General features: G+C 60.0%; 25 protein-coding genes and 2 pseudogenes. 21 read left to right on the top strand and 6 right to left on the bottom strand.

Annotated features, from left to right (window positions below; all coding sequences use genetic code 11):
- Positions 1–17: 17 nt before the first annotated feature.
- Positions 18–521 (top strand): DUF1269 domain-containing protein, encoded by a 504-nt coding sequence (locus AC0L27_RS35370; protein ID WP_007601211.1) that lies wholly within the window; start codon positions 18–20, stop codon positions 519–521.
- 6 nt (positions 522–527) lie between these two features.
- Here AC0L27_RS35370 and AC0L27_RS35365 read toward each other — a convergent pair whose 3' ends face one another.
- Positions 528–1,241 carry a Bax inhibitor-1/YccA family protein gene (locus AC0L27_RS35365; RefSeq protein ID WP_473322390.1) on the bottom strand — a complete coding sequence of 238 codons (714 nt, stop codon included), beginning with the start codon at positions 1,239–1,241 and terminating at the stop codon, positions 528–530.
- A gap of 219 nt (positions 1,242–1,460) precedes the next feature.
- On the opposite strand from AC0L27_RS35365, the gene AC0L27_RS35360 reads away from it, so the two are divergent.
- The 13 genes and pseudogenes from AC0L27_RS35360 to AC0L27_RS35300 all read left to right on the top strand — a co-directional run bounded on the left by AC0L27_RS35360 (position 1,461) and on the right by AC0L27_RS35300 (position 17,094).
- A complete protein-coding gene (locus AC0L27_RS35360; protein ID WP_473322386.1) occupies positions 1,461–1,715 on the top strand; it encodes a DUF6894 family protein in 255 nt (84 codons plus the stop codon).
- Between the two features lie 151 nt (positions 1,716–1,866).
- A complete protein-coding gene (locus AC0L27_RS35355; RefSeq protein WP_473322383.1) occupies positions 1,867–3,306 on the top strand; it encodes a basic amino acid/polyamine antiporter in 1,440 nt (479 codons plus the stop codon).
- Between the two features lie 30 nt (positions 3,307–3,336).
- Positions 3,337–3,576 (top strand): hypothetical protein, encoded by a 240-nt coding sequence (locus tag AC0L27_RS35350; RefSeq protein ID WP_275173343.1) that lies wholly within the window; start codon positions 3,337–3,339, stop codon positions 3,574–3,576.
- Positions 3,577–3,607: 31 nt separating this feature from the next.
- Positions 3,608–4,732: an AI-2E family transporter gene (locus AC0L27_RS35345; RefSeq protein ID WP_473322382.1), complete on the top strand. Its 1,125-nt coding sequence runs from the start codon at positions 3,608–3,610 to the stop codon at positions 4,730–4,732.
- An 11-nt stretch (positions 4,733–4,743) separates the two neighbouring features.
- On the top strand, positions 4,744–5,343 hold the full coding sequence (locus tag AC0L27_RS35340; protein ID WP_354208701.1) for a hypothetical protein: 600 nt from the start codon (positions 4,744–4,746) through the stop codon (positions 5,341–5,343).
- Entirely contained in the window at positions 5,344–5,829 is a 486-nt protein-coding gene (locus tag AC0L27_RS35335; RefSeq protein WP_275173349.1) for a DUF992 domain-containing protein, read from the top strand. It abuts the gene before it with no gap.
- Between the two features lie 151 nt (positions 5,830–5,980).
- Positions 5,981–6,538 (top strand): HdeD family acid-resistance protein, encoded by a 558-nt coding sequence (locus AC0L27_RS35330; RefSeq protein ID WP_275173351.1) that lies wholly within the window; start codon positions 5,981–5,983, stop codon positions 6,536–6,538.
- A gap of 379 nt (positions 6,539–6,917) precedes the next feature.
- Entirely contained in the window at positions 6,918–7,160 is a 243-nt protein-coding gene (locus AC0L27_RS35325) for an Asp23/Gls24 family envelope stress response protein (RefSeq protein WP_473322380.1), read from the top strand.
- Between the two features lie 54 nt (positions 7,161–7,214).
- Positions 7,215–8,459: an efflux RND transporter periplasmic adaptor subunit gene (locus AC0L27_RS35320; protein ID WP_473322379.1), complete on the top strand. Its 1,245-nt coding sequence runs from the start codon at positions 7,215–7,217 to the stop codon at positions 8,457–8,459.
- The gene (locus AC0L27_RS35315) at positions 8,456–11,608 is read left to right on the top strand and encodes an efflux RND transporter permease subunit (RefSeq protein ID WP_473322378.1); all 3,153 of its coding nucleotides are present in this window, start codon (positions 8,456–8,458) and stop codon (positions 11,606–11,608) included. Before AC0L27_RS35320 ends, AC0L27_RS35315 begins: the two co-directional genes overlap by 4 nt.
- A 159-nt stretch (positions 11,609–11,767) precedes the next feature.
- Positions 11,768–13,131: pseudogene (locus tag AC0L27_RS35310) on the top strand (metal-dependent hydrolase family protein).
- Between the two features lie 129 nt (positions 13,132–13,260).
- Entirely contained in the window at positions 13,261–14,976 is a 1,716-nt protein-coding gene (locus AC0L27_RS35305) for an alpha/beta hydrolase (protein WP_473322377.1), read from the top strand.
- Positions 14,977–16,302: 1,326 nt separating this feature from the next.
- Entirely contained in the window at positions 16,303–17,094 is a 792-nt protein-coding gene (locus AC0L27_RS35300) for a Crp/Fnr family transcriptional regulator (protein ID WP_473322376.1), read from the top strand.
- A gap of 279 nt (positions 17,095–17,373) precedes the next feature.
- On the opposite strand, the gene AC0L27_RS35295 is transcribed toward AC0L27_RS35300, so the two are convergent.
- Together AC0L27_RS35295 and AC0L27_RS35290 are read right to left on the bottom strand one after the other, a co-directional pair.
- The gene (locus AC0L27_RS35295; RefSeq protein ID WP_473322374.1) at positions 17,374–17,853 is read right to left on the bottom strand and encodes a phasin family protein; all 480 of its coding nucleotides are present in this window, start codon (positions 17,851–17,853) and stop codon (positions 17,374–17,376) included.
- Positions 17,854–18,557: 704 nt separating this feature from the next.
- Positions 18,558–18,935: pseudogene (locus tag AC0L27_RS35290) on the bottom strand (hypothetical protein); the annotation flags it as partial.
- A 186-nt stretch (positions 18,936–19,121) separates the two neighbouring features.
- Between AC0L27_RS35290 and AC0L27_RS35285 the strand changes: the two are divergent.
- Entirely contained in the window at positions 19,122–19,403 is a 282-nt protein-coding gene (locus AC0L27_RS35285) for a hypothetical protein (protein ID WP_473322372.1), read from the top strand.
- A 12-nt stretch (positions 19,404–19,415) separates the two neighbouring features.
- Here AC0L27_RS35285 and AC0L27_RS35280 read toward each other — a convergent pair whose 3' ends face one another.
- Positions 19,416–20,162 carry a LuxR C-terminal-related transcriptional regulator gene (locus AC0L27_RS35280; protein ID WP_473322370.1) on the bottom strand — a complete coding sequence of 249 codons (747 nt, stop codon included), beginning with the start codon at positions 20,160–20,162 and terminating at the stop codon, positions 19,416–19,418.
- Between AC0L27_RS35280 and AC0L27_RS35275 the strand changes: the two genes are divergently transcribed.
- Both AC0L27_RS35275 and AC0L27_RS35270 read left to right on the top strand, forming a co-directional pair.
- Complete coding sequence (locus AC0L27_RS35275; protein ID WP_473322368.1) at positions 20,152–20,529, top strand: hypothetical protein; 378 nt, start codon at positions 20,152–20,154, stop codon at positions 20,527–20,529. The genes AC0L27_RS35280 and AC0L27_RS35275 overlap by 11 nt on opposite strands.
- A 599-nt stretch (positions 20,530–21,128) precedes the next feature.
- Positions 21,129–21,470 carry an H-NS histone family protein gene (locus AC0L27_RS35270; RefSeq protein ID WP_473322366.1) on the top strand — a complete coding sequence of 114 codons (342 nt, stop codon included), beginning with the start codon at positions 21,129–21,131 and terminating at the stop codon, positions 21,468–21,470.
- A gap of 61 nt (positions 21,471–21,531) precedes the next feature.
- Here the strand turns inward: AC0L27_RS35270 and AC0L27_RS35265 are convergent, their stop codons facing one another.
- Positions 21,532–21,753 (bottom strand): hypothetical protein, encoded by a 222-nt coding sequence (locus AC0L27_RS35265; RefSeq protein WP_473322365.1) that lies wholly within the window; start codon positions 21,751–21,753, stop codon positions 21,532–21,534.
- 338 nt (positions 21,754–22,091) lie between these two features.
- Between AC0L27_RS35265 and AC0L27_RS35260 the strand changes: the two genes are divergently transcribed.
- Positions 22,092–23,192 (top strand): hypothetical protein, encoded by a 1,101-nt coding sequence (locus AC0L27_RS35260; protein WP_473322363.1) that lies wholly within the window; start codon positions 22,092–22,094, stop codon positions 23,190–23,192.
- A gap of 227 nt (positions 23,193–23,419) precedes the next feature.
- Here the strand turns inward: AC0L27_RS35260 and AC0L27_RS35255 are convergent, their stop codons facing one another.
- A complete protein-coding gene (locus AC0L27_RS35255) occupies positions 23,420–24,043 on the bottom strand; it encodes a GNAT family N-acetyltransferase (protein ID WP_473322361.1) in 624 nt (207 codons plus the stop codon).
- 135 nt (positions 24,044–24,178) lie between these two features.
- Here AC0L27_RS35255 and AC0L27_RS35250 point away from each other — a divergent pair, with 135 nt between their 5' ends.
- From AC0L27_RS35250 to AC0L27_RS35240, 3 genes are all read left to right on the top strand, one after another.
- Positions 24,179–26,053 carry an HAD-IIIC family phosphatase gene (locus AC0L27_RS35250; RefSeq protein WP_473322359.1) on the top strand — a complete coding sequence of 625 codons (1,875 nt, stop codon included), beginning with the start codon at positions 24,179–24,181 and terminating at the stop codon, positions 26,051–26,053.
- Positions 26,040–26,282: an acyl carrier protein gene (locus AC0L27_RS35245; protein WP_354065357.1), complete on the top strand. Its 243-nt coding sequence runs from the start codon at positions 26,040–26,042 to the stop codon at positions 26,280–26,282. Before AC0L27_RS35250 ends, AC0L27_RS35245 begins: the two co-directional genes overlap by 14 nt.
- 322 nt (positions 26,283–26,604) lie before the next feature.
- A partial coding sequence (locus AC0L27_RS35240; RefSeq protein WP_473322358.1) for a DUF4082 domain-containing protein occupies positions 26,605–26,894 on the top strand: 290 nt, incomplete at its 3' end.

The following is a 26,894-nucleotide window of genomic DNA, read 5'->3' as shown; positions in this document are numbered from 1 at the left end:
TCCAGCAGGAGGTTTGCATGTCCGATCTAGTAGCGATCGTGTATCCATCCGAGGCGAAGGCCGAGGAAGTGCGTCAGCGGCTGCTCAAGCTGCAGAAGGAATATCTGATCACCATCAGCGACGCAGTGATCGCCGTGAAGACGGATTCAGGCGGCATCAAGCTCAATCAGCTCGTCAACACGACGTCGATGGGCGCGGTGACCGGCGGTTTCTGGGGACTTCTGATCGGCATGATCTTCCTCAATCCGATCCTCGGTGTCGCCGTCGGCGCAGCTTCCGGCGCACTTGGCGGCGCACTGTCCGATTTCGGCATCGACGACTCCTTCATGAAGGAATTATCAGTATCACTTCACACGGGCAACGCCGCCTTGTTCGTGCTGATCAAGAATATGACTGCGGACAAGGTCTTGAAGGAGATCAAGGACGCCGGAGGGACCGTGCTGAAGACGTCCCTCGACGATGCCAAAGAACAGGCTCTGCGCGACGCACTCGCAAGCGCCGCGGAGCGGCCGGCGGCCTGAAGCCACTTAGCGGCGGTTCCCGGCCAGACGCAGCAGCATCATGAACAGGTTGATAAAGTTGAGATACAACGACAGCGCTGAAATTACCGACTTGCGGCCTCTGGTTGTTTCGTCGTCCCGACTGTCATGCATCGCCTTGATCCGTTGCGTGTCGTAGGCCGTCAGCCCGGCAAGCACGCCGACGCCCACAATGGAGATCAGCCAGTCAAGCCCGCTGGATTGCAGGAACAGATTCACCAGGGTGGCGATGATGATTCCGACAAGGCCCATGAACAGGAAGGTGCCGAGACCGGATAAGTCGCGCCTTGTGGTATAGCCAAAGACGCTGAGCGCCCCGAACGTCGCCGCGGTGATGAAGAAGACGCGCGCAATCGAGGCGCTGGTGTAGATGTGGAGCAACGTCGAGAGCGACACGCCGACCAGCGCCGCATAGATGAAGAACAGCAGACGCGCGATCGGCACCGACAGCGTATTGATCCGCGAGCCGATGAAGAAAACCAGACCCAGCGGCGCCAGTATGAAGACCCACATCAACGGGCTCTGCAACAATGCAGGGCTGGTGAGCTGATAGGTGAGCCACGCGACAACAGCCGTTAGGCCGACGCCGGCAGCCATATAGTTGTAGATGCGCAGCATGTAGCTACGCAGTCCAGCATCGACCGCGATTGCATCGCCGCCGCCCGCTCCCACCATCGTCACGTTCGGATCATAGTTCGACATTGCCTGTCTCCTGCCACAGCTCGCTAATCAGGTCATGCTATCTCTGGGTATCAGTAGACGGCATCGGACAATCACCCGAGAGCTGGCAAGGACAATCACCCTATCGCACAGCTTTTTCGGTACTGCGCACCTGAGCACGGTGATTACGAACCGGTAATCGAAACCGCCGGAAGTGTCCTCCTTTGGTCCGAGACGCATTACGTGTTTGTCACTTGGAAAATGGCCGCGATCCGGCCTAATCCAGCCGGTATGCGCTTCTACTTTCATATCGTCGACAAATACGGTCTCTCGCCCGATGGGACCGGATGCGAGCTCGCCAATCAGGATGCAGCGTCCCTGCATGCCCGATGCATAGCAGCTGAACTCGCGAAGGCGGGCGAGTTCTGCCGTTTCAGCGTCGTGCTTTTGGCGACCGCTTCCGGGCCATCATCCAGTCCCGGTCAAATCGCGACTGTCCCTCCCCCAAAACCTTGAGGGCGATGCCCAGCCTTATAGTACGTCAATTTCCTGCCCTCGCTCCCTACAGAGAATCCCGGATGTGCGAAGGGGAAAGCCACGTCTAAGGTCCTCTCCAATGCGGCGGGCATCAATGCCCGTCGCATCCCGGATTGGAAGGCCACCCGTCATGGCTCCCCCGCCGAATGCGGCCGACCAGAAACTCTCACGGAATGCTCTCATCGCGCTCGTGATCGGCTCGATGGTGGGGTCCGGCATTTTCGCACTACCTGCGGCGTTCGGACGAGCCACGGGTGCGCTTGGAGCAATGATTGCCTGGGCTATCGCGGGCAGCGGCATGCTGATGCTGGCTTTCGTGTTCCAGACGTTGTCACACCGCAAGCCCGACCTCGATGCCGGGATCTATGCCTATGCCAGAGCCGGATTTGGCGACTACATCGGCTTTGCTTCAGCCGTCGGGTACTGGATCGGTTGCTGTCTTGCAGACGTCGCCTGTCTCGTCTTGATCAAGGCAACGCTCGGGCAGTTTTTTCCCATGTTCGGCGACGGGACAACTCCGGTGGCGATCGCTTCGGCGTCTGTCCTGCTGTGGGGAGTGCACATCTTGCTGCTGCGCGGCATCAAGAGCGCAGCCACGCTCAATACGATTGCGACCTACACAAAGATCATCCCGATTTTGCTGTTCATTGGCACTGCCGTCATTGCTTTTAATGGCGGTCTGTTCGGCGTTAATTTCCACGGAGCGGAGCAGTCGGATGCGTCGAGTGTGTCTTCTCAGGTTCGTGGCACGATGCTGCTGACCGTGTTCGTTTTCGTCGGCATTGAAGGCGCGAGCGTCTACTCCCGCTACGCTCGGCGTCGTGCCGACGTCGGGTTCGCAACCCTCGCCGGGTTTCTGACGGTGCTGGGCCTGCTCGTTCTCGTGACGCTCTTGTCCTACGGCGTGTTGCCGAGGGCTGAACTGGCCGATCTTCCGACGCCATCCATGGCTGGCGTGATGGAAGCAATCGTCGGCCGCTGGGGCGGCGTATTCATCAGCCTGGCGCTCCTGATCTCGGTTCTCGGCAACTACCTATCTTGGTCACTGCTGGCGGCCGAGATCCTGCATTCCGCGGCGATCCACCGCACCATGCCTTCCTTTCTTGCCAGGGTGAATGCGCACAAGGTCCCTGCCGGCGCGCTCTGGCTCACAAATTGCGTCATCCAGATCTTTCTGCTGGTCGCCTGGTTTGCGGAGTACGCGTTCACACTCGCGTTGAAGATGACGAGCGCGATGACGCTAATCCCGTATTTCTTTGTCGCGGCGTACGGCTTAAAGCTTGCTTGGTCGGGCGAGACCTACCGCGCGGGCGAGCGCGCTCGCACCACCGACTGGATCCGATCGGCCATAGCAATGATCTATGCAGCTGGCATGATCTACGCCGGCGGACCGAAATTTCTCTTGCTGTCGTCCATCCTGTATGCACCCGGCACTCTGCTGTTCCTGCTTGCGAAACGCGAGCGCAAGGAAGCAATCTTCAGGCCATTCGAAGCTATGCTTTTTGCTGCGATCACGATTGCCGCGTGCGCCGGCGTTTACGCACTCGCAACCGGAGCCATATCGGTTTGAATCTTTGTCCCTAGTTGCATGGAGGCGAATATGAGCACACGAGCCATCTGTGGCGCCTTGATCATGTGCGGATCGATGGCGGTCTGCGCCTTTCCAACCGTGTCGCTGGCCCAGTTGACTGAGACCGGCGTGTCTGCCCAAAGCGGCGCCGGCGCGTCGCCACCGGAGAAGGCAGCTCCCAACACCAATACGAACCCGACGAAGCACCGCTACTGGCGTCATCGCGGCGGAAAGCATCCGCACTTTGGCAGCCGGCGCATCCGGACCTAGGTGTCAAGGCGACGGCGATTGAACCGATACCATGAACGAGTCCAGGACAGCACCGGAGAGACTCTGCGAGATCGCTCCACGCGATGAGGCCGCCGTCGTGCCGGAGAACGGCACACCGCGCGGCATTCTCGCAACCGGGCTCGGCCTGGTGGCCGCCTGCGTCTTGCTGTTTCTGGTGTGGCAGACGGTCTCCAGTCTCCTGCTGATCTTTGCAGGCGTGTTGTTCGCCGCGTTTCTGGATGCTTGCGCAAGAGCCCTGGCGGCCGTCCTCCCGCTCAATCGCGCCGCACGGTTGACGCTGGTTCTGTTGCTGTTCTCCGCTCTGTCGGGATTTGGACTGATCTGGGGCGCGGGAAAGCTGCCGGAGCAGACGCGTCTCTTGCTGAAGGTCATGGACAACCAACTCGACATCCTGCAGCAGCATCTTCTGTCATACGGCGTGGATCTGCTCGGTCCGGAATGGGGCCGCGACTTTGCGCAGTGGCTGTTCTCGGATCAAGGCCGGTTTCTCAACCATGCTCAGTTCCTGCTTGGCGGAGCGTCGAGCCTTCTGACCAGTATCCTGGTGGTCCTGTTCCTCGGGATCCTCTTTGGTTTCGACCCAACCAGCCACCGTGAAAGCCTGATCATGCTGGTGAAGCCCTCCCAGCGCCAACGGACGAGAGCGATCATGGACGAGATGGGTAATGTCATGCGGCTGTGGCTCGTCGGGCAGTTCATCCGCGTCATACTCATGACGGTGTTGGTCTGGGCCGCACTCTATCTCATCGGATTGCCCGGACCCTTCGTGCTCGGACTGCAGGCGGGCCTGTCGAATTTCATTCCCTATGTCGGACCAATCGTAGCCGCAATACCGATCGCACTGGTCGCAATGCCGCTCGGCAGTTCCCTGCTGATCTGGGCCGTCCTCATTTACTCGATCATCCAGTCGGTCGAAGGCTATGTGATCGGTCCGCTGATCCAGCGTCAGGCCGTCGAGATCCCTCCTGCCTGGACGTTGGTCGCCATCGTCCTGCTCGGTGCGCTGTTCGGCGTCCTGGGCATCGCGCTCGCCATGCCCCTGGTGGCGATCGGCCGTGTCGCAATCATCCGATTCTATGTCGAGGACTACCTCGGCGACGAGTTCAAGCAGACGTTCAACAGCGGTGAATCGTGAGTGAGGAGCCTATGAACCAGAGCGGTGCGCCACGGCAGGAGGGTACCGATCCTCCCTCGCCTCAATCGACAATGGCTCAATTCCTGTGGCAGCAGCTTCCTTATGTCGTGGCGCTGGTGCTTGCCATCGCGGGCGTCGCCTATACCAACGTTTCCCACCAACCTCTCGTCGGCTACTGGGAATTCCTGGCGCTTGCCATCTGCATCGTGTGCGTCGTCACCAAATGGCCGGAAACCCAAGGCAAGGAGGCCCGGCTCCGCTTGATCTGGACCCAGGCGCTGCATTGGGTCGCCGTGCTGGTCACGATGAACATCATTCTGATCTCGGGCGTTCAGCAATTGCTTCCGACCCCGGCGACCGGCCTTGTCCTGCTGACTTTGCTTGCGCTCGGCACGTTCCTCGCTGGCGTCAGCCTTCTATCACTGCAGATCTCTTTCCTCGGCCTTGCCATGGGCATTGCCGTCCCGGCGATATCCTGGCTGAAGCAGTCCGTCTTTTTCTTCCTGCTGGGCGCAGTGCTGCTGATCGGACTCGGCATCACATTCTGGCTCCGCCAGGACAGCCGACCGAGGAGCGCGCTCTCCGATACCAACAGTCAAGTGGAGGCCTGAATGCGAATGATCCGGTTTATGGCAGTCTTCGGCGCGTCCGCGTTGCTATGCGGCGCAGCCCTGCCGGCGCGCGCCGAAACGTTCAGGGTCGGCCGGCTCCTGTGCTTCAGCAACCCGCGCGTCGGGCTTGTGCTCGGATCGGTGCAGTCGTTGCGCTGCACATTCTTTGCGAGAAATCCGCCGAGGCAGTTCATCTATGAGGGACGAATCCGGCGTGTCGGCCTTGATATCGGCGTGACCAGCGCAGGCACCTTGTCTTGGGCCGTGCTCGCCAAAAACTCGCGGATCGGATCCGCCACCTTGCGCGGCAACTATGTCGGCGCGAGCGGCAGCTTTGCGTTCGGCCCCGGGCTCGGCGCGAACGTCCTGATCGGTGGCTCGCGACGGAGCGTGATGTTGCAACCCCTGTCGATAGAGCGATCGATCGGGATCAACCTGGCCGCCGGCGTCACTAACCTGACGCTGGGTCCGCGCGGCCAGCGATAGCTTGCAAAGGCGATCGAGCACACAATCGCTCCGTTCGTGGCCCACGAGAACATTCCCGCCCCGTCGCTCAGGGTTTCGTCGGATGTCGACAGCGCGGGTTCGACGCTAGCGTCCCAAGCGTGCCGACCATCACGCAGACCAGGAGGATGGGATGACAGCTTATGATGACCGCTCCGATATCGAGGCTTTGGGCGCCCCTCCGCTGTGGGTCTGTGCCCTTCTCGGAATCGTGATGATCGCCGCCGGTTTCGCAGCTCTCAGCGACGTGGCGTTCGCAACCATCATCAGCGTCAAGTTCATCGGGCTGACGGCCATCGCGGCCGGCGCGTTCGAGATCATCCATGCATTCTGGACCAAGGGATGGGGTGGGTTCCTGTGGCAGATCCTGCTCGGCGCACTCTACGCCGCGTTCGGCCTTGTGCTGCTTACCCAGCCCGCCTCGGGTGCCTTGATCCTCACCTACCTCCTCGGCGCGGTGCTGTTCGCCTCAGGCGTCATTCGATGCGTGCTGAGCTTCGCCCATTGGCGGCAAAACGGATGGATGATGCTGATCTCGGGCATTTTTGGGCTGCTCGCCGGCGTGCTGATCCTATTCGGCTTTCCGACCATCAGCGTCTGGGCCCTCGGATTTCTGCTTGGCGTCGATCTGATTTCGCACGGCCTCGCCTGGCTGCTTTACGCTCTTCAGGCGGCGCGGCGAACCGCCTAACAAAGGAGAAGAAACATGATGGACACACCGAGCCGTCGGGCTTTCCTTGGCCTTGCTCAGAATGCCGTCGCTGCCGTGGCGATCGGCGCCATCGGCGTTCGTTTCATTGAGGCCGCGGACGCAATGCCTATTGCTCAGGATCTCGGCCAGACCAGCGAGCGATCGAATCACCTGACGCAAGCACAATGGGGACCACCCCCTCGCCCAGGCTGGGGTCCGCGGCGATCGCCGCGGCGCCGGCGTCGCTGGGTGTGCTGGTGGCATCGCGGTCGTCGCCGTTGCGGATGGCGGTGGCGCTAACAACGCGTCCTCGCGCAATCCGCGGGCGACAGAGCGCCGCGAAGCCGGCACCAGTCCCAATCAGACGAAGGAGGCAGCCTTGCGCATCACGAATAGATGGGTCGTTGGGACCTTTCTGGCAGCTCTTCTCGTTGCGGCAAGCTGGTATTGCGTGGCGGTATGGCAGGCAACGCCGTCCATGCCGCTTTACCGCAACGCCATCCTGGGAGGCGCTGCAATCCTGATGCTGGTCACCGGCTGCGGCCTGATCGCGCTGATGTTCTACAGCCGCCGCAAGGGCTACGACGAACCCGCGCGCAGCAATCGCATGCGGCGGGAGTAGCGAGGCGCCGGTGAAGCACTGACCCGGCTCCAGATCCGTTGCAAGGAGCGGACAATGAACTTTGCTGGCGTCTCGATCAGCCTGCCGGGGGCAACTCTCCTGATGATCATCGCCGGCGGATCGGCCCAAACCCAGTCGACTTCGGCCGCGCCACCCGCGGTCGGCATCGTGGAAGCGGCCAGGCGGCCGATCACCGAGAGCAGTGAATTTCTCGGGCGGATCGAGGCGATCAATCGGGTCAACCTCGTTGCTCGCGTCACTGCATTTCTGGAACGGCGCCTGTTCGAGGAAGGGGCCGAGATCAGCAAAGGCGATGAGCTCTATCGGCTGGAGCGTGGCCCCTTCGAATCGGATCTCGCATCGAAACAGGCGCAGGTGTCCCAGCTTGAGGCCACACTCGAGAATGCCAAGCTGACAACCGAACGCGCGCGGACCTTGCTCGGAGGCCCTGCCGGGCAACAGTCCACCTACGACGCAGCAATCGCGAACCAGCGCAGCCTCGAAGCCCAGGTGCGAGCCGCGCAAGCCGGGGTCCAGGCCTCTCAGATCAATCTCGATTACACAGTGATCAGCGCGCCGATCGCGGGCAAGATCGGACGAACGGCGGTGACGGTGGGCAACGTCGTCAGTCCAAGCTCGGGGGTACTGACCAGCATCGTAAGCCAAGACCCGATATATGTCATCTTTCCCGTGCCGGTGCGTCAGGGCCTGGAGCTGCGCGAACGATACGCGCCGCAAGGCGGTCTGGAAGCCGTGGTCATCAGGCTGCGACTGCCGAACGGGCGAATGTACGGAAAAGCCGGCAAGCTGAACTTCGTCGACAATACCATTGCCCAGAGCACTGATACGATCACCGTGCGTGGCGAGATCGCCAATCCGATCCTGCGGGCGCCCTCGGCGGCCGGTGTCTCCGTTCACGAGTTGACCGATGGCGAGTTCGTGACCGTAGTGCTTGAGGGCGTTCAGCCGGTCGAGGTGCTGGTGATCCCTCGCTCGGCCGTGCTCTCCGATCAGCAGGGCAACTATGTTCTCGCTGTCGGCGCCGACAACGAAGCCGAACAGCGTCGCATCCAGCTCGGGCAATCGACCCCGACTGTCGCGGCGGTGATCGCCGGACTTGCGGCCGGCGACAAGGTGATTGTCGAAGGCCTGCAGCGGGTTCGTCCCGGCCAGACCGTGTCGCCAGGACCAGCCAGCGCGCTGATCCTGTCGAGCATGAAAGCCGCCGCAGATGGCACGGCTCCGCAAACGGATCACGGCCCCTCCGGCAAGGCTCGTCCGGCGGATAACAAACCATGATGTCCGCCGTCTTCATCGATCGTCCGCGGCTTTCGATGGTGATCGCATTCATCATCACGATTGCCGGCGCACTGGCGCTGGCGCAAATCCCGGTGGCGCAATTTCCAGACATCGTGCCGCCACAGGTCACGGTCGCCGGCATCTTCCCTGGCGCGTCCGCCGAGGTTGTAGAGAGCAGTGTCGCCCAGCCGCTGGAGGCGCAGATCATTGGAAGCGACCGCGCACTCTACATGAAATCGACTAGCGCCAATGACGGCAGCTACACACTGACGGTTTCGTTCGCGCTTGGTACCAACCCCGACATCAATACCGTCAACGTCAACAACCGCGTGCAGAGTGCTCTCTCGCAATTGCCCACAGAAGTACAGCAGCAGGGCGTGACGGTGCACAAGCGCTCCTCGTCGATCCTGCAGTTCCTCGTACTCTACAGCGGAAATGGCCAACAGGACCCGCTCTTCATCACCAACTACGCAATCATCAACGTGCTTGATGCGATCGCCAGCACGCCGGGGGTCGGCCAGGCGAACCTGTTCGCGAAGATGAACTACTCGATGCGGATCTGGTTTGACACGCAGCGGCTCACCAGCCTCAACCTCACGCCGTCGGACGTCATTGCCGCGATCCGTACGCAAAGCGTCCAGGCTCCGGTCGGCCGCATCGGCGCGCGCCCGATCAGCGACGACCAGCAGTTCCAGTTCAATGTGCAGACCCTGGGCAGGCTCGCCACCGTCGATCAATTCACCCAAATCGTGCTGCGGGCCAATCCGGACGGTTCATCCCTGCTCGTGGGCGACGTCGCCCGCGTCGAGATGGGCGCCCAAAATCTCGACAGTGAAGCGCGGATCGATGGACGTGCGGCCGTGCCGATGGCGATTTATCTGTCGCCGGGTGCCAATGCGGTGACCACCGCACAGGCGGTGACAGCGACGATGCAGCGGCTGTCGCAGCATTTTCCCACCGGGCTGAGCTACCTCGTCCAATACGACTCAACGAGCTTCGTGCGTGCCACCATCGCGGAAGTGTTGCAGACGCTAGGCGAGGCCTTCCTGCTAGTCGTGATCGTGGTGTACCTGTTCCTCGGCAATCTCCGGGCCACCGTGATCCCGGCCGTTGCCGTTCCGGTGAGCCTGATCGGCACCTTCGCCGTGCTGCTGGTGCTCGGATATTCGGCCAACACGATGTCCCTGCTCGCCATGGTGCTCGCCATCGGCATCGTGGTGGACGACGCTATCGTCGTCGTCGAGAACGTCGAGCGGGTTATGGAGGACGAGCCCTCGCTTTCTCCCGCCGAGGCAAGCAAGAAGGCTATGGTACAGATCACGGCGCCGATTATCGCGATCACGCTGGTACTGCTCTCCGTCTTCGTGCCGATCGCTTTCATTCCCGGCATTTCCGGCACGCTGTTTCGCCAGTTTGCAGTGACAATCAGCGCCGCGATGATGATTTCGGCACTGAATGCACTGACGCTGTCGCCGGCGCTGTGCGCGCTGTTCCTGCGCCACACCGGGCCGCGGCGTGGCCTGATCGGCCGTGTGCTTGGCGGCATCGACTGGTTGCGGGACGGCTACAGCAGCGGCGTGCGCCGCTTGGTGCGGAAGGCGGGGCTCTCGCTCCTGCTGATTGCCCTATTCGCCGCCGGCATCTTCGGCATGTCGCTGATCACGCCGACGGGTTTCCTGCCCGAGGAAGATCAGGGAGCCTTCTTCACCTCGGTACAACTGCCGGACGGTGCGTCGGTGGCACGAACCAGCGAGGTCACCCAACAGCTCGAACATATCTTGAAGCAGATGCCCGCCGTCGATCACGTCCTTGCCATCATCGGCTTTTCCCTGCTCGACGGCGCATCCGAACCGAATAGCGCGCTGGTGGTAACGCGCCTGAAGCCGTTTGCCGATCGCAAGGCAGCAACGGATTCTGCGCGAGCGCTGATCGGCCAAACCTTCGCCGCTGGCGCGCAGATCCGCCAAGCCAATGTCCTGCCGTTCAATCTGCCGCCGATCATCGGGCTCTCCACCGGCGGTGGCTTCGAATACCAGCTCCAGGCGTTGGAAGGACAGAACCCGGCCGAAATCTCCAGTGTCACGGGTGCGCTGATCGGCGCCGCCAACGCCGACCCACGGCTCTCGCGCGTCTTTTCGACCTTCACTGCGACCAATCCGTCGATCTATCTCGATATCGACCGCCGCAAGTCCCAGGCGCTCGGAGTGACGATCAGCGACATCTTCACGGCCCTACAAGCGACGCTCGGCGGCATCTACGTCAACAACTTCAATCGGTTTGGCCGCACCTGGCAGGTCAACGTTCAGGGCGAGGCGCTCGATCGCGCCGACATTTCGGACATCTGGCAAATCTACGTGCGCAACGCCAACGGCCAAATGGTGCCGATCAGATCGCTCGCCGGGATCAAGATCGTGACCGGACCTCAAGTGATCACCCGCTACAACAATTATCGCTCAGTGACGGTAAACGGTAGCCCGGCGCCCGGTGTCTCCTCAGGTACCGCCCGCACAGCGATGGCCGACGTCTCTCATGCCGTACTGCCTGCGGGCTACGGTTTCGACTGGACCGGCACCGCCTATCAGGAGCAACAGGCCGCCGGCCAGACAGGCATCGTGCTCGCGCTTGCCGTGCTGTTCGCGTATCTGTTCCTGGTCGCGCTCTATGAGAGCACGATTGTCCCGATTCCGGTCCTGTTGTCGGTCCTGGTCGGCGTGCTCGGCTCCTATGTCGGCATCAAGGTCGCTGGCCTCAATCTCGATCTGTACGGTCAGATCGGGCTCGTGGTGCTGGTCGCACTCGCCGCCAAAAACGGCATCCTGATCGTCGAGTTTGCGAAGGAGCAGCGTGAGGCGGGCGTGGCGCTCGAGCAAGCCGCGATCCAGGGCGCACATATGCGTTTCCGCGCAGTGATGATGACTTCCGTTGCCTTCATCCTTGGTCTCCTGCCGCTTGTGATTGCGACCGGCGCCGCCGAGCTCAGCCGCAGGGCCGTCGGCACAGCCGTGTTCGCAGGCATGCTTGCGGCGAGCTCTGTTGGGATCTTCCTGGTGCCGATGCTCTACGTGACGTTTCAGCGCCTGCGCGAGCGGGCAAAGGGGAATTCCAAAGCAACCCGTGGGCCGACATCACCGATCGATGAGACGGTCTAGGCAATGGCAAGCAATCGAAAAGGCTGGCTGATCGCCCTTCTCGGCCGTGGTCCTCGTCGCGGTCGGATATTTCGCCCCAGCCGCTGTCCGCAAAGCGATCAATAGGGCTGAACTTCGAGGCCAGAGTGACCGTTAGGCCGCAAAGCAGGAGGTAACGACATGCTCTCCAAAGTTGTTGTGCGGATGCAAAAAGCCGCGCGCATGGCAGCCATTCTTGCGTCATGCGCCGCTCTCGGTCCTGGGCTGGCGCAGGAGCGCTCTGCCGTGACGGTTTTTGAGAACGTGCGCATTTTCGACGGGAAAAACCAGACCCTCTCCGCTCCGTCGAATGTCCTCATCCGAGGCAACACAATCGAGCGTATTGCGATCGCTCCCATTCCGGTCGATCGTTCCCTGGACACCCGCACTGTAGCAGGCGGCGGACGCGTGCTGATGCCCGGGCTCAGCGACATGCATTGGCATGCGACGATGGTTCGTCCAGCCCCTGCTCAAATGCTTTCAAGCGACTTGGGTTACACGATGCTGATCGCGGGCGCGGAAGCCACTGCTACGCTGATGCGCGGGTTTACCACCGTCAGGGACATGGGCGGCCCAGCTTTCGCGCTGAAGCGCGCCATCGATGAGGGGTCGTTGCAGGCCCTCGCATCTATCCGTCGGGGGCCGTCATCACAGTCACCGGCGGCCACGGCGACTTCCGTGAGCTCTGGGAGCTGCCGCAAAGTCTCGGCGGAACGAGCCGCGTCGAGCAGCTTGGTGGAAGCATGATCGCGGATAGTCCCGACGAGGTTCGCAAGCGCACGCGCGAACAGCTCATGCAGGGCGCATCGCAGATCAAGCTGACGGCAGGCGGCGGCGTTGCCTCGCCTTTCAGTCCACTCGATGTGACCACCTTCAGTGAGGCTGAGCTGAGGGCCGCCGTCGAAGCAGCTACCGATTGGGGAACCTATGTGGCGACGCACGCCTATACGCCAAACGCCATTCGACGCTCCGTTGCTGCAGGCGTCAAGGTGATCGAGCATGGTCATTTGATGGATGAGCCGACCGCACGTCTCCTTGCGGAGGAGAAGATCTGGCTGAGCACACAGCCCTTCGTGGACCTTGGCGGCGCAGCCATGCTTCCTGCCGCGCAACAAGCGCAGATGCGCCAAGTGGTTGCGGGCACCGACACCACGTACGGGTTTGTCAAAAAATACAAGATCAAGACGGCCTTCGGGACTGATATTCTCTTCTCCAAGGCGTTGGCTGAGCATCAGGGTCAGGGTATCGTGGATCTCACACGTTGGTTCACTCCGGCGGAAGCATTGGCAATGGCGACTTCGGCAAACGGAGAGTTGCTGGCGCTCTCCGGCGCGCGCAACCCCTACCCCGGCAAGCTCGGAGTGGTCGAAGAAGGCGCCTTGGCGGATCTCCTTCTCGTGGACGGCAATCCCCTGGACGACATTCGCCTTATCGCGGATCCGGAGAATAAAATCTTGGTCATCATGAAGGATGGCATCATCTATAAGGACGTTGGTCCGAAATGACCCTCTCCTGACTGGGCGGGATGTTTCGCGCGCGCTGCCGGCTTTGCTCGCACCCGCAATTCACGTCCGCAGGTTCAATTGCCGCTGTGGGCTTCCCGATCACAAGCCCGCATCGGAGAGAGGGGCCAAATGAACATCGTCAAGAGTCCCGCGCAGATTGTCTGGCGGTACGTGGCATCTCTCTCAGGTGTTGGATTGGCGTTGGGAGCATTGTTCTTCGCAGCCGCGCTTACGCCGACGCTCGTCCCAAGAAGCTATTTGATCCAGGGAGTCCTTGCCGGCACCTGCTTTGCGATCGGTTACGAGCTGGGCGTGCTCTGGCGCTGGCTATGGCGCTATCTCGAACTTCCCGAGCCATCGCCACGAATCCGATCGGCGGCCAACGTGGCAGTTGCAGTCGGCTGCTTCGTCACGGTTATCTTGTTTCTCTGGCGGGCGGTGGAATGGCAGAATTCGATCCGTAGCGCCATGAACATGGAGCTGGTTGAAACCGCCCATCCCGCCAAAGTCTCCGTGATCGCGCTCATCACGTTTTTCGCACTGTTTTGGCTGGCGAAATCGTTCAAGCTGGTAACCAGTTTTGTCTCCGGCCGGATCCGACGGTTCATTCCTAGGAAGATCGCGAACTTCGTCGGCCTTCTCGTGGCCGTCCTGCTGATCTGGTCGACCGCCAACAATCTGCTTATCCGCGCCGCCTTTAGCGCGTTGGATTCTTCGTTCCGGGAATTTGACGCCCTGCTTGAACCGGAGCGACCTCAGCCGGGCGAAGCCACCAGAACGGGGAGTGCAGCGTCGCTGGTGAAATGGAATGAGCTCGGCCGTGCCGGACGGGAGTTCGTGGCTTCCGGACCGACCGCCGCGCAGATCGCCGCATTCACCGGCCGTCCCGCCCGGGATCCGCTCCGCGTCTACGTGGGATTGCGCGGCGCAGACACCGCGCGTGGGCGCGCGGAATTGGCGCTTGGCGAGCTCAAGCGCCAGGGAGGCTTTGAGCGGTCCGTGCTCATCGTCGTTACTCCGACGGGAACCGGCTGGATCGATCCGGCTGCAATGGATACGATCGAGTATCTCGCCGATGGCGACGTTGCCAGCGTTGCCGTGCAGTATTCCTATCTCAACAGTCCCTTGTCCCTGCTGTTTCAACCGGAATACGGCGCGGAAGCCGCACGTGCCCTGTTTGCCGTGATTTATGGGCACTGGACGACGCTGCCGAAGGAACGCCGGCCAAGATTATATCTGCATGGCCTTAGCCTCGGCGCCATGAACTCGCAAGATTCCGCTGAGTTGTTCGAGACGATCGGCGATCCGATCGCTGGGGCTCTCTGGAGCGGCTCACCTTTTACGAGCCGGATCTGGCGCTCGATCACCGCGAACCGCAATGCCGCCTCTCCTGCCTGGCTGCCGGAATTTCGTGACGGCCGCTTCGTGCGGTTTATGAACCAGAACGGGCCGACGGTCGCCCCCAGTACGCCGTGGGGGCCGATGCGCGTCGTCTTCCTTCAATATGCAAGTGACCCGATCGTGTTCTTTGACTATCACTATGCCTACCAGCGCCCGACCTGGATCAATGCACCGCGGGGTCCGGACGTTTCAGCGGAACTGCGATGGTATCCGGTCGTGACTATGCTGCAGATCGCCGTTGATATGGCGGTCGCAACGGGCACGCCACTCGGTTATGGCCATGTCTACGCGCCAGAACACTATGTCGATGCATGGGTTGCCCTGGCCAATCTCCGAAATTGGTCGGGCGAGGCACTTGGAAGACTTAAGATTCATCTCGGAAGGGCTGCGAACGACTCTGCCGGCGCCAGCGGCGACAATCCCTACTTCGACAGGGGAGGATAATGGCCGCTCGCGTTGCGCTCAATGCTTCGGCACCGAGAATTGGTCACTCGGCCATCTGTACCGTTTTTCACTTCGACAAGATCAAGTTGACCTCAGCTTTGTCAACGATATCGGCGAGTACGAGGAATTCTTCGCTGATCGTTCAAGCTGTTGTGCAGGCGGGTTGGGTTTGCTGGTCCACCACACCTTCGATCTGCATCGCCTGCCAGCCGTTCTGCAGTGGCGCACACATCCGCTTCTCTTGCGCCTGCCTCCGCTGCCTTTAGTGAGATCTTGTTTGATGTCCCGGTGCACACGCCCTGCACACGACACCAATTAACAAATTGAAAACACTGAACTCTCGCTCCAATCCATCACTGGACAAGCCGCCGCGCCACTCGTGTCGTGCCATCCGCCGACAGTCAATCAGGAGTCAGCAGCTGCTGAGGCGTCCGAATGACGCCCCTCTCTATCGGGTGCTGTTGGCCGTGGGCTAAAGAAGACCGTTTGAAAAATCAGATGCTCAAACGGCCTCGCTGGCTAAGGCATTGATTTGGTGGGCGCACCAGGGCTCGAACCTGGGACCCGCTGATTAAGAGTCAGCCACCGGTCAAATACAATCAATGGCTTATCGGTCGCACTGTTGCGCTTATCCGGCCGTAGATGGACATTCGTCGCACACCACATTCCACGCCCACCTACAGAGGCCGATTGGAGGCGGTCAATATCCCTTGACGATCTTTTTAGAGCCGGTTTGGTTCGGCTGGAATCGCAATCGCCTCAGCGGATTTACCGTCGACGGCGGATCAGTCGCATTGACATGCGTCGAGGTTCGAGCCGGGAGACCGCTACATGGCTAAACACACTACCATGGAGGCGCTGTTCTCTTACCGTAGGGCAGCTTAACTCCCGACCTCGCGCCTTGATGGCCCGGCAGTAGCCGCCGTTCTTACGCGGTCCACGCAGGCCGGTGCGTCGACGTAAAATTCACGATTCCGACAGAGCCGCTGATTAAGAGTCAGCCACGAATTAGGAACGACCAATGATTAGGCGGTCGCCCCTGAGCATATCGAAATTGGCATCCATCGCATAAGTCCTTCCATGACACTTTCCTATTCCCGGGAGACGAACGAACGATAGGCTTGGCAGGGATCAGCTGAGATGTCCGCGAGCCTGCCGAACTCCAGTTAGCCGGCTGATTGTGCTTTGCAGTGCCGTCGGACAGGCACACCTCCACAATGGGAACCATATCTGGCGTAACCGGTTGGACTCCTGTTGAGTTTTGCAAACAGCTGGGCACCAGCCGGCACGAGGCCTAGCGCCGGACATCCGTGGGGGACGAATCCCATGATGGACCACGCGACCAGAGTTGGTAATCGATTGTTAGCAGCGTTGCCGCCGGCAGATTTCGCTTTGCTTGCGCCTCACCTGCGGAAAATCGTGCTCGAACGCGACGCCGTACCGATCCGATCGGGTGATCGGATCGACCACCTTCTCTTCCCCTGTGGCGGTGCTGTTACGTTTATCGTGGACTTGCCGAACGGTCAGAGTGTCGCCGTAGCGGTGATCGGTCATGAAGGTGCGATCGGCCTGACGTCGGCGCTTGGCACATCCCACTCACCCGTGACGGTGGTGGTTCGCGTACCAGGGCCCGTGCTGCAGATTCCGGCGGCGCAATTTTTGTCAGCTCTGGGTCGCAGCCCCGCGATCGCATCCATGGTGCAGATTTTCACGAGATCGCTGCTGACACAGGTTCAGCACGTCGCGGCTTGCAATGCACTACATTCCGTCGAAGCCCGGATGGCCTGCTGGCTGCTTCAAATTCACGACCGGGCGAATGGCAGCACCCCCCTCCCTTTGACGCAGGAAACTATGTCGGAGCTACTGGGCGTCCGGCGCACCACCGTCACGCATGTTGTGAGGGCGTTGCGCGCGTCAAGAGCGTTGAAATCCAACCGCCGCGGTCAGCTCGAGATTGACCGGCCGCGGCTCGAAGCCGTGGCGTGCGAGTGCTACAAGGTGATGAGCCGCAGGATCGATCGGATAATTTCGCGTGGCGGAGCAGGACTTCTTCACACCGCGCCGGCGCGAGACGCGTGCCAGCCGCCCGGCAACCGACTATCCAGGGCAGGCTCGTAGACCCAGGCCTCTCGCGCGAACCACTCGTGTGTAGCCGCGCAGACCCGGCAATAGGTGCGCGAAAAGAATACCGCGCTGCAGCGAAACCTTTCGCGATCAATTTCGATACCCGTCGAAATAGCGTCGCCCGTTTCCGGGCACTTGATCATCACCACACCCATCTTGATTTCCTGCAACTAGTTGCGGACTCTGGGCACGCTGGCCCGCCATCGACTGGACCGAGCGTCCCCTCGTCGCGGAGACGCCCGTCCAGTCGATCGCGCGGCCGGTAGCCTCGGTTCAGACGGTCTTGTGCAGCACTCTGTTGAAGCTGGTCTTGATGGGCTCGGTCGTCTCGATCGCAACTTTTTGCGCGAGATCCCAAAGTTCCCGATTCTGTGCGGAGACGACTTCGAAAGCCTCGCGGCTTCGGGCGGTCGAAAGATGCACGATATCCAGCAGCGACCTGGTCTCAGCGAGCCGGGATAAGAACTCCAGGGTGGCGCTGGTATTTTCTTTGGAAATCTCGATGACCTTGGCGCCGTAATCGACGGCCCCTCTGGCGTTCATAGAGCAGGCTTCACGGAGAATGTCGCTGATCTCCTCGGAAGTCGCTTTCATGCTCGCGATATTTTTCTTGGTCTGTGCGGCGCCCTCGGCGAAGCCACGGAGGAGTTCCTGGAAATTCAAAAACGGCAAATCGAACCTTGGTTTTGCACCATTCGTGTTCTCATTCACCGCATCGGCCTGCGTTTCGACTTTCACATCGGCATCATTCACGAGCTTTCATCCTTTCAAGCGAAACTAGTTAATGGATTGAAGACTCCCCGCTCCCGGCACGTACTGCGCCAGGAAACCAGCGCCCCTGTTCTCAGCGTGACGGGAGGCTGCTGCGGAGGAACCGCTCGCCCCCTGCCGAAGCTGAATATTATCGATTAAATTCGAACCATCCGTTCGCTTTCGGACTCTCGCTGAAATAATTAGATCGGGTGCGACCGGGTGGAGCTTTAGATCCGCGACGTTGCAGCGACGGCTCGGTTGCACTCGGAGCTTGCTCGCCGTCTGAGATAGCCGGACCGGCGCAACTCGCGCTGATGGTTCTCTTCTCGATCCACTCGGCCCCTGAGAGTCTCGAGTTCTGCGAGTTGGGAGGCAAGCGCTTCGAGACGCTGACGAAGAACAGCAGCGGGGTTGTCCACTCGAGCGCAGAGTTTCATGTGAGGTCTCCTTGCAATATGTCCGCGGAAATTCCGCCAGCTTTGACGGTGGGCAAAAGAATATGCAATCACAGGAAAACGCGACTAATGCGACAGCAGCGGGTCGAGCTGCTGTTAATGCTCGGAGCGGGTTGCGCTCGAAAGTCGAGTGGCGGCTCGCTCGCAGTCGGGCTTGTGCCTCCGCACTTCGTCTTCTTCATCTACACAATCGACCCCTCCATATGCGGTCGGATCTCCGGAGTTCCCTCCCGTCGCGAAAGGTCCTTTGCCACCGGCCGCCCCGCCGGATCCGCCGCCACCACCGGATGGCCCTCCAGCAGCAGATGCCCCACCACGGCGCCCCCCAGGTCCACCACCACTAGGTGCCCCGCTGCCAGAGGACCCCGACGCTGCAGAGGACGGGCGATCGTTGTCGAAGAACGACTGGCCCCTGTCGTCGCCATGCGTTGCTCCGTTCTGTCCGCCTGAACGCGCAATGGCCGTCGAAGTCAGCGATGTCGACAGCAGCAGCGTCATGACGGGGGGTGTCACGGCCGCGAATCTTCCGCAGGTTTTTAGGAACGCCCGCCGGTCGTCATCTTCGTTGCCGCCTTGGGTCACGATGCGCTTCCCTTGATTTAAATCTGGTTCATTGATATTATACATTAAATAGACTTTCAACCAAATTTTGTTTGAAAGATGGAGGCTGCGAAGCGTGCGCCACAGGCAGATTGCCAGCATTTCCAGGGCCTCGGGCTTGCTCGTCCCGGCGCCGGGCCCCGATCTGGAGTGTCAAACTAATACTTAATATGCATATATCTGATTAGCTTGATTAAGGGCAGCGCACGACGGATGATTGCCATGCCACTGCAATTTCACCGGCCCGTCGAAAACATGGAGATCTGGAGCGCGAGCGGCGATGGCTTCTCGTTTGTGATCAGCCTGGAGAGCCCTACCGGTCCAGGCTTTCACGGACGCTCCGGGTACCTGGCGAGTTGGCGACCACTCTACGAGAACAATGGCGCGATCAAGATCAGCGGGTCGCCCTTCCGAACATTGGCTGAGGCCGAAGGAGCCTGCCGCAACATGGCCGAGCATCTGCGCGCCGCAACCGATGCTCACCGCCCAGCATGATGCGATGTCCAGCTAACGCGTACGTTCCGGGAGGACATTGCCGCGCTTGACGTCCTCGTCGTTTCGAACCGCCGAATCCTGCTGTAGTAGGCCGGAAGGGGCGAGTTCACGTGCGGCCGCATATTGCCCGTTTTGCGAAATTGCAAATGCCGCGAGAACTGTTCGATTGCTGATATCGAGCTTCTGGAAGATGTGGTGAAGGTGGACTTTGATCGTACCATCGGTAATGTTCAGGAAACGCCCAATCTCCTTGTTCGACAGCCCCTCCGATACAAGTCTCATGATCTGCCGCTCCCGGTCGGTCAGCTGCGTCGGAGCCTTTTCCTCACCGGTGTGAGACTCCCCACGGACCTCGCCACCTGTGCACGGCGACCGCGATGCCGGTCCCTGGCGTTCCGCACCCCTCCTCAGGGTCGCGACCAGCATCTCCGGCTCAGCATCTCTCGTGAGGACGAGGCAGGCGCGGCCCGCGGCCAGCGTCTGCAACCGTTGATCGCCGGCCTTTTCAGCGAAGAAAATGACCCGGGTACCTTGGCCAGCGGTGTTTGCGATAGCCAGAATGTCCGGTCGACTGATACTGGGCATTGCAATATCGACCAGTGCAATGTCGGGCACCAGAAGTCGGATGGCCCCAATGCAGCTTGCAGTATCGCCGCAGGCGGCCACGATCGCAAAATCGCGCTGCGCCGCAAGGACGCTGCTGATCCCCTGCAAGACGATCGGGTGCCGATCCGCGATGACGACTCTGATGCGGCGCATGCTTCCCCTGCCTATTCCTGATACCCCGCGCGGCAGTTTTTATTCCTGCATTCACCTCAAGACGCGCGGGAAGCACAACCGATCCGTCTGCCAAAACGCCGCACTGTCAATTCGTCACGGCGCATCGGCAACGCATGATGGCCACACCACTGTAACTCGCTTTGAGAATGCGTGCAGCACCGTAGGATTCCGGTCCTCCATGGAAAATCCGAAGCAGCGAATTCATCTACAAAACAGCGCCTTCTCAGCTGGCTACGATCTGCAAAACTCTCCCGCAGATCTGGCGGTCCAGTATGTGGCTGCCTTGTCAGGATTGGTTAACCGCTATCAAGCTCATCGCCGACCACTTATTACGAACGATATATAGTCACATTCATGATTCAAATCTAACATTCGACAAACTTGACCGGAGCGAGGCAGCTGAAAAGCCTCGACCCATAACACGAAGAGGAGGCCAAAAGTAATACTATTCATCCAACATCAATATGAGGAGTGGAAGTTTTTTCAACCATTAATCAGACGTCTCGAACGACAACGGCTCTGCTTCGGCAGTAGCACCGATGAAAACCTGGTCAGCAAAGTTCGGGCGACATTTTCGCCAACCCGGCAAACTTCAATTTGGGGTCACGGGTCATCGCTGGTAATGAGTAGGTGGCATATGTATTCTTCGGCTGTTTTGCGGCAAACGCATGAATCTCTGATCGTTCAATTCACCGAATTGCAGAATTTACGTAGTCGCGTGTCGATGGCCGAGCAGCGCCTGCTCGGCCCGATGCGAAGGGTCCGCCGGCGGAGACCGGCTGGGAGGCGACCGGCCGGTCGAAGGCACAGGCCCGGCTGGTAGCGCCAGAAGTACCGCACTGCACACTAGAGTTCTGTGCGCGGGCCGATCAGGCTTGCCCGACGGGGCTTTGACCTGATAAGCCCCCCTCCTATTTCGAATCGGAAGTAGTGGGGACGGCTTCCATGGGGAACGACGAGTGGGCATCCACGGCCACAGCCGAGCTGTGGCGGCTTTACGATGAAGTGACGACTGTTCTTAGTCGGAGAATGATTGCGGAAAAAGCCAAGCTCGAAGAGCGGCTTCGCAGGATCGAGGGAACTTCCGGGGCCCCCAACGGGGAACGTGCGCGCCGCCCCTACCCGCCAGTGCTGCCGAAGTATCAAAATCCGAAAAACCCGTCCGAGACCTGGTCCGGTCGTGGCAAGCAACCCCGCTGGCTGAAGGCGCAGCTCCGAGCCGGCAAGAAGCTGAACGATTTGTTGATTAACCGCTCGTCCATCCACAAGCGCCGCCGGACTGGTTGAGCACGGCCCGGCCCGACGCCGTACACACCGCGACGGCGCGGCCGTCCATGGACCACGAAATCTAGCGATCGCGATCCTCTCTATTGTTAGGACTGCCGTCACCGCCGCCGTTGCCGTAGCCACTGTTGCCATGCACAATACGGCCGTCTGAACTGGCTATGGCGGCTGAAGTCAGAGAGGTAGACAGCAACAGCGTCATGGCTGGAGGGGTAACGGCAGCAAATTTTCCGCAGCTTTTCAAGAACGCACGACGGTCTTCGCCGTCGGCGTCGAGGTAGGTCATCAGTGCCCTCCTCCAATCGTCGCTGAGGTGAAAATAGGGCAGAATGGACATACTGCAAGTTAACTTTTGATTCAGAAATTTCAAATGCCGACCCGCCGTCACGGCATAATGCTCACCGGCCATTACTAGCTATGAGGCTGCATTATCGCACCGTCTCGGGCCCAACGGTCGTCGTTGACATTAAATCTGCAATAATATAATTATAAATTCATTAATTAACTCGGAAGCATCCTTCGCCAATAAAACCCTTTCGGCGCACAACGAGCTCAGGGCAGCTCGACCACACATGCAGCGCACAAAGCATTGCTCTCGCCAAGTGTAAAAACGAAAGTCAGTTCATGACCGGAACCGGGACCGGAGCAGCATTCGGGCAATTGCGGTCTGGCTTCGACACGGCTTTGCGACCAGGATTCTCGCTGCCGCGTCTGGGAGCCTTGATGAGCCGAGCGCTCACGGAAACGCTCTTAGACCTGTCGGAATTAACGGTTCTCACTGAGGCTGCGACCGGCGCATATGCCGTGACGGCCGTTCTGGCAGCGATGGCTGGAGCCAGGCACGTCTATGCCTTCACGAAACCTACGCGGCACGGCACACAGGGCGATGCCAGGCGACAGACTCTGGAGCTTGCAGATTCGGTCGGTGTGGCCGATCGCATCGACGTCTTGGAGCAGATCACCCCGGGTATTCTCAATCAAACGGATATTATAACCAACAGCGGCCATCTTCGGCCTCTTACCGGTGCGCTAATCGATAAGTTACCAAAGGAGGCCGTTATCGCCTTGATGTTTGAGGCTTGGGAATTTCGCGCCAACGACCTCGACATGCAAGCGTGCTTGCGGCGCGGAATTCCGATTGTCGGCGTGAACGAACGCCACCCGGCAGTCGATGTCTTCTCGTTTCTCGGTCCACTGAGCGTAAAGCAACTTCACGATTGCGGTTTACCCGTTTACAAGAATCGCATTGGTGTGCTGTGTGACAATGACTTTGTTGGCTCGCTCCGCGCCGGTCTCGCGAACTCTGGAGCGAGCGTGGAAACCTTTGACAGCGTCCAAGCTGTGTATCGCGACGAGTGGGACGCAATCATCGTCGCGCTGCGACCGGCGGCTCAGCCTCGTATCGGTTCGCCGGAAGCAACGCACCTCGCTGCTTGCGCGCCCGCCGGCGGGGTTATCGTGCAATTTTGGGGCGATATGGATCGAACCGTATTGTCAGCAAATGGATTGGCCGTTTGGCCAACAGCGCCTCCCGCATTGGGGCACATGGGCATTCTCCTCTCGGAGATTGGCCCTGAACCGATCGTGAGACTGCAGGCAGGCGGCCTGCGTGCTGCCGAGTGCGTTCGGCGCAGTAGACCTATTTCGACTGACGGATTCGCGCAAATCGTTACTGAGCCCCTGATCGAGCTTTCGCCGATTCACACCCCGCCCTCGCCTCGATAAAGCGTCGCCGAGGCGAGAAACACTACAGCGCATGTCAAACCCGTGCAGCAGTCAACGATACGATTTCTGTCGGGCGCCACGCAGGCGGGAAGAAGCAAAGGGTCCGTGATCCACGTGGGGCGATGGGGTGCTCCAGAAGACAGGCAACACCTAATTCCAGCGTGAAATTCATCGCCTCCAGAAGCGGGATGCCTGCGCCGACTGTGCTGGCCTAGCTGGTAGGGCAATTACTCCTCTCGCGCATCGAGGAGCAGCGCCGACCAAACCTGTTTCAATCGCGGATAATCTTCGCGCGACATTCGAAACGTGATTACGTCGTCGCCGTTCCACCAAGCCTGGGATGCAATCTTTTCGATTTGGAAACCGAGGCGAATATGCAAGCTCTTCGAGAGAACGTTCTTGCTTTGCACGTTGGCCACGACGACCGAAAGCCCTAGCTCCGCGAACGCAAACGTGAAAAGCAGATCGAAGACCTCGGCCACAAAGAGACGCGCACCAGGATCGACGATCAACCGCGCCACCTCGCCGCGTTTCGCCGCGAAATCCACGTTTGCAATGGCGATGCTGCCAGCCGGCTTTTTCGACCGCTTGAACTCGGCAATGAGATAGTAGTCGTCCGCCCGAGCCTGGTAGGTTCGGAAAAACTCTTCCTGCTGGGTCAACGTCAGCTTTTCGCGGGTCAGGAACTTACCGAGAACGGGATCATTTCGCCAGGCGACGATTTGCGCGGAGTCGTCCAGCCGGATCTCTCGCAGGGTCAGGTTATTTCCCTCGGGAAGCCGTTTGAGATTCTCAGTCTTGGTAGAAAGCGTGGCCAAGCCCAGCGGCTCCAATCCCATATGCGCCGTCATCTATTCATAGACCTTAATTCGAGTAATTTAAATATATTTAATTGACCGGAAAGCTAGCGTTATTTAAGGTGCGTGGCAATTAAATGATGATGCTTTCCTTAGTGGAGGCCCGCTATTCTCGCTGCTGCTCCCGTCTTGCCGGACCGGCACTTAAATGATGCCGAACTCAAGTCCTTGGCGCTATCCGGCGACGCCGCGTTCTGGGGACATCTTGCCGCCCGCTCGCGGCAGGCTGCGAGCTTTTCCGAAATATTCTATCTGTCGACACTTCGGAAGAAGGCGAAGCGACATACGACCGAAGGTGTCCAGCCCAGACTCCGCCTCGCATTGATCGGCGGTTACAACCTGTACCCATTGCACGAATTGGTTGAACACCTCCTGGCCATTCGTGGAGTTGAGTGCGAACGCTTCCTCGGCGACTATGATAATTTCGTCTCGGAAATGCTCGACGGTTCGAGCCCACTGTACGCTTTCAAGCCGGATCTCGCCTTCATTCTGCCGAACGCGAGGCGCTACCGGTTTTCCGGTTCGCTCCTCGATGCCGTGGAACATCAGCGCGCAGCTGCAGTTGGCGCTGCGGAGCACCTCCTCAACCTCGCGCAGACTTTCATCGAACGCTCAGGTGCGTCGGTGATCCTCGCCAATCTTCCGCTGCCCGGTGACCTCGATCTCGGTTCGTTCCGTTCACGCACGCTTGGCGCCGATTGGAGTTTCCGCAAGGCGGTAAACCTTGAGCTCGGGCTCCGGGCCCCGGCCGGGGTGCAAATCTGCGACGTCGAGTTCCTCTCGGCACGCCGAGGGATCGCGGCCGCGGAGGATGCGCGAGGGTGGTACGAATCGAAGCAGCCCGGTTCACCTGATTTTCTAGTGGACGTCGCGCAAGAGCTAAGCCATTTGATCGCCTCCCGTAAGCAAGGTCCCAAAAAGGTGCTGGCCGTCGATCTGGATCACACGCTATGGGGCGGCGTGATCGCGGAGGACGGTATCGAGGGAATCGAACTTGGCGACTCGTCTCCCCGCGGCGAAGCTTTCAAGGCTTTCCAGAAGTACCTCCTTGCGCTTTCCGAACGCGGCGTCCTGCTCGCGGTATGCAGCAAGAACGACCATGCGCGCGCGATCGAGGTCTTCGAGCAGCATCCAGAGATGGTTCTCCGCCTGGAGCACTTCGCAGCCTTCAAAGCCAATTGGGATCCGAAGTCCGACAACCTGCAGCGTATCGCGGATGAACTCCGCGTTGGCCTGGACAGCTTCGTCTTCGCCGACGACAACCCCGCGGAGATCGAGATCGTGCGCCAGTTTCAGCCCCAGGTCGACGGCGTGCTCCTGGGGCCAGATCCCGCCGAATTCATCGGCCGCCTCCAGGCCGGGCGCCATTTCGAGCCTCGGAACGTTACAGAGGAGGATCTCGAACGGACGACGCAGTATAGGCAGGAACGGCGACGTACGGAGCTCGCGGCGAGCGTGACCGACATGCCAGCCTATCTCGCCTCGCTGGAGATGAGAGGCACGATCAAGGAGTTCGACTCGCTCGACCTACCCCGCATTGCCCAGCTGATCGCGCGCAGCAACCAGTTCAACCTGACGACCTTGCGTCGATCCGAAACCGAGATCCAGGGGCTCTTAAGACGACCGGACTACCGGTGCTTTACGATGCGGCTTGAGGATCGATTCGGTGATACCGGGCTCATCTCTGTGGTCATTGCAAAGATCGAGGGCGGCGTCTTCGTTCTCGATACCTGGCTCATGAGCTGCCGCGTCCTTAAGCGCCAGGTCGAGGACGAGATCATGAATGAGGTTTTTCGCCTTGCAGAGGTCGCCGGCTGCGCAAGAGTGCGCGGCATTTATCTTCCGACGGCCAAAAACGGGATCGTTGCCAGCTTTTACGAGGAGTTTGGCTTCGTGCACACGGAAGACTCCGCCTCCCGAAAGGAGTTCGAGCTCAAGGTGGAGAAGTATAAGAGGCGTTCGACAAAGATCCGCGTAACCCGGAGGGCTTATGAAGCAAGCTGAAGTACTAGCGAAGTTGCAGGAGGTCTTCGACGGCATCTTCCTTGAGAAGGTCGCGGCCAAGCCCGAGCTGTCGGCGGCCGACGTCGAGGAGTGGGACTCCCTCATGCAGATCTCGCTCGTCATCGCCGTCGAGCAGAAGTTTCGCGTGCGATTTCGCGTTGGCGAAGTCGAAACGGCCCGGAACCTGGGTGAGTTCGCCGACCTGATCGCGAAACGGTTGGAACCATAAGAGCTGCGCATCGCGAGCGTCTTCGGGGCTGGCAACGAAGTGCGCAGCCGCTTCATTCAAATTGTGGCGCCTCTTCCCCCGGGATCGAGCGACGTGGATAGTGCACGGTCCGTGACGCGCGCCCGCTTCGTTCAAAATTCAAGAGAAGTTGACCAGCGTTACTTCCCAGCAGCTAAAAACAATTTCTATTTAATTGCCTTTTATGTTATTTAAAATTATTAATTCGAGTACCGCAACAACCACGCTGTCGCTGCACCTCGCACAGGTCGGCCGGCAAGTTTAGACCCTAGCCAAATTCCTTGACTAGCCCGGGGAGTACAACGTGGCTGTCACCACCACTCTGCTCACCACCCAGACACCGTCCATCCCCAATGCCACCGACGGGACAGGGGCGGATTACGAGCTGGGGATGCGCTTCACCAGCGACACATCCGGCGTGATCCAGGCGATCCGGTACTACAAGGCCTCGAACGAGACCGGCACCCATGTCGGCCACATCTGGTCGGCAACGGGCCAGGAACTGGCGACGGTCACGTTCACCAGCGAAGGCGCATCGGGCTGGCAGCAGCAGGCGCTCGCCACCCCGCTCACCATCGCGGCCGGTACGACCTA

It is taken from the genome of Bradyrhizobium sp. Ken51, assembly GCF_055807435.1.
This window is presented reverse-complemented; position numbering and strand designations above follow the sequence as displayed.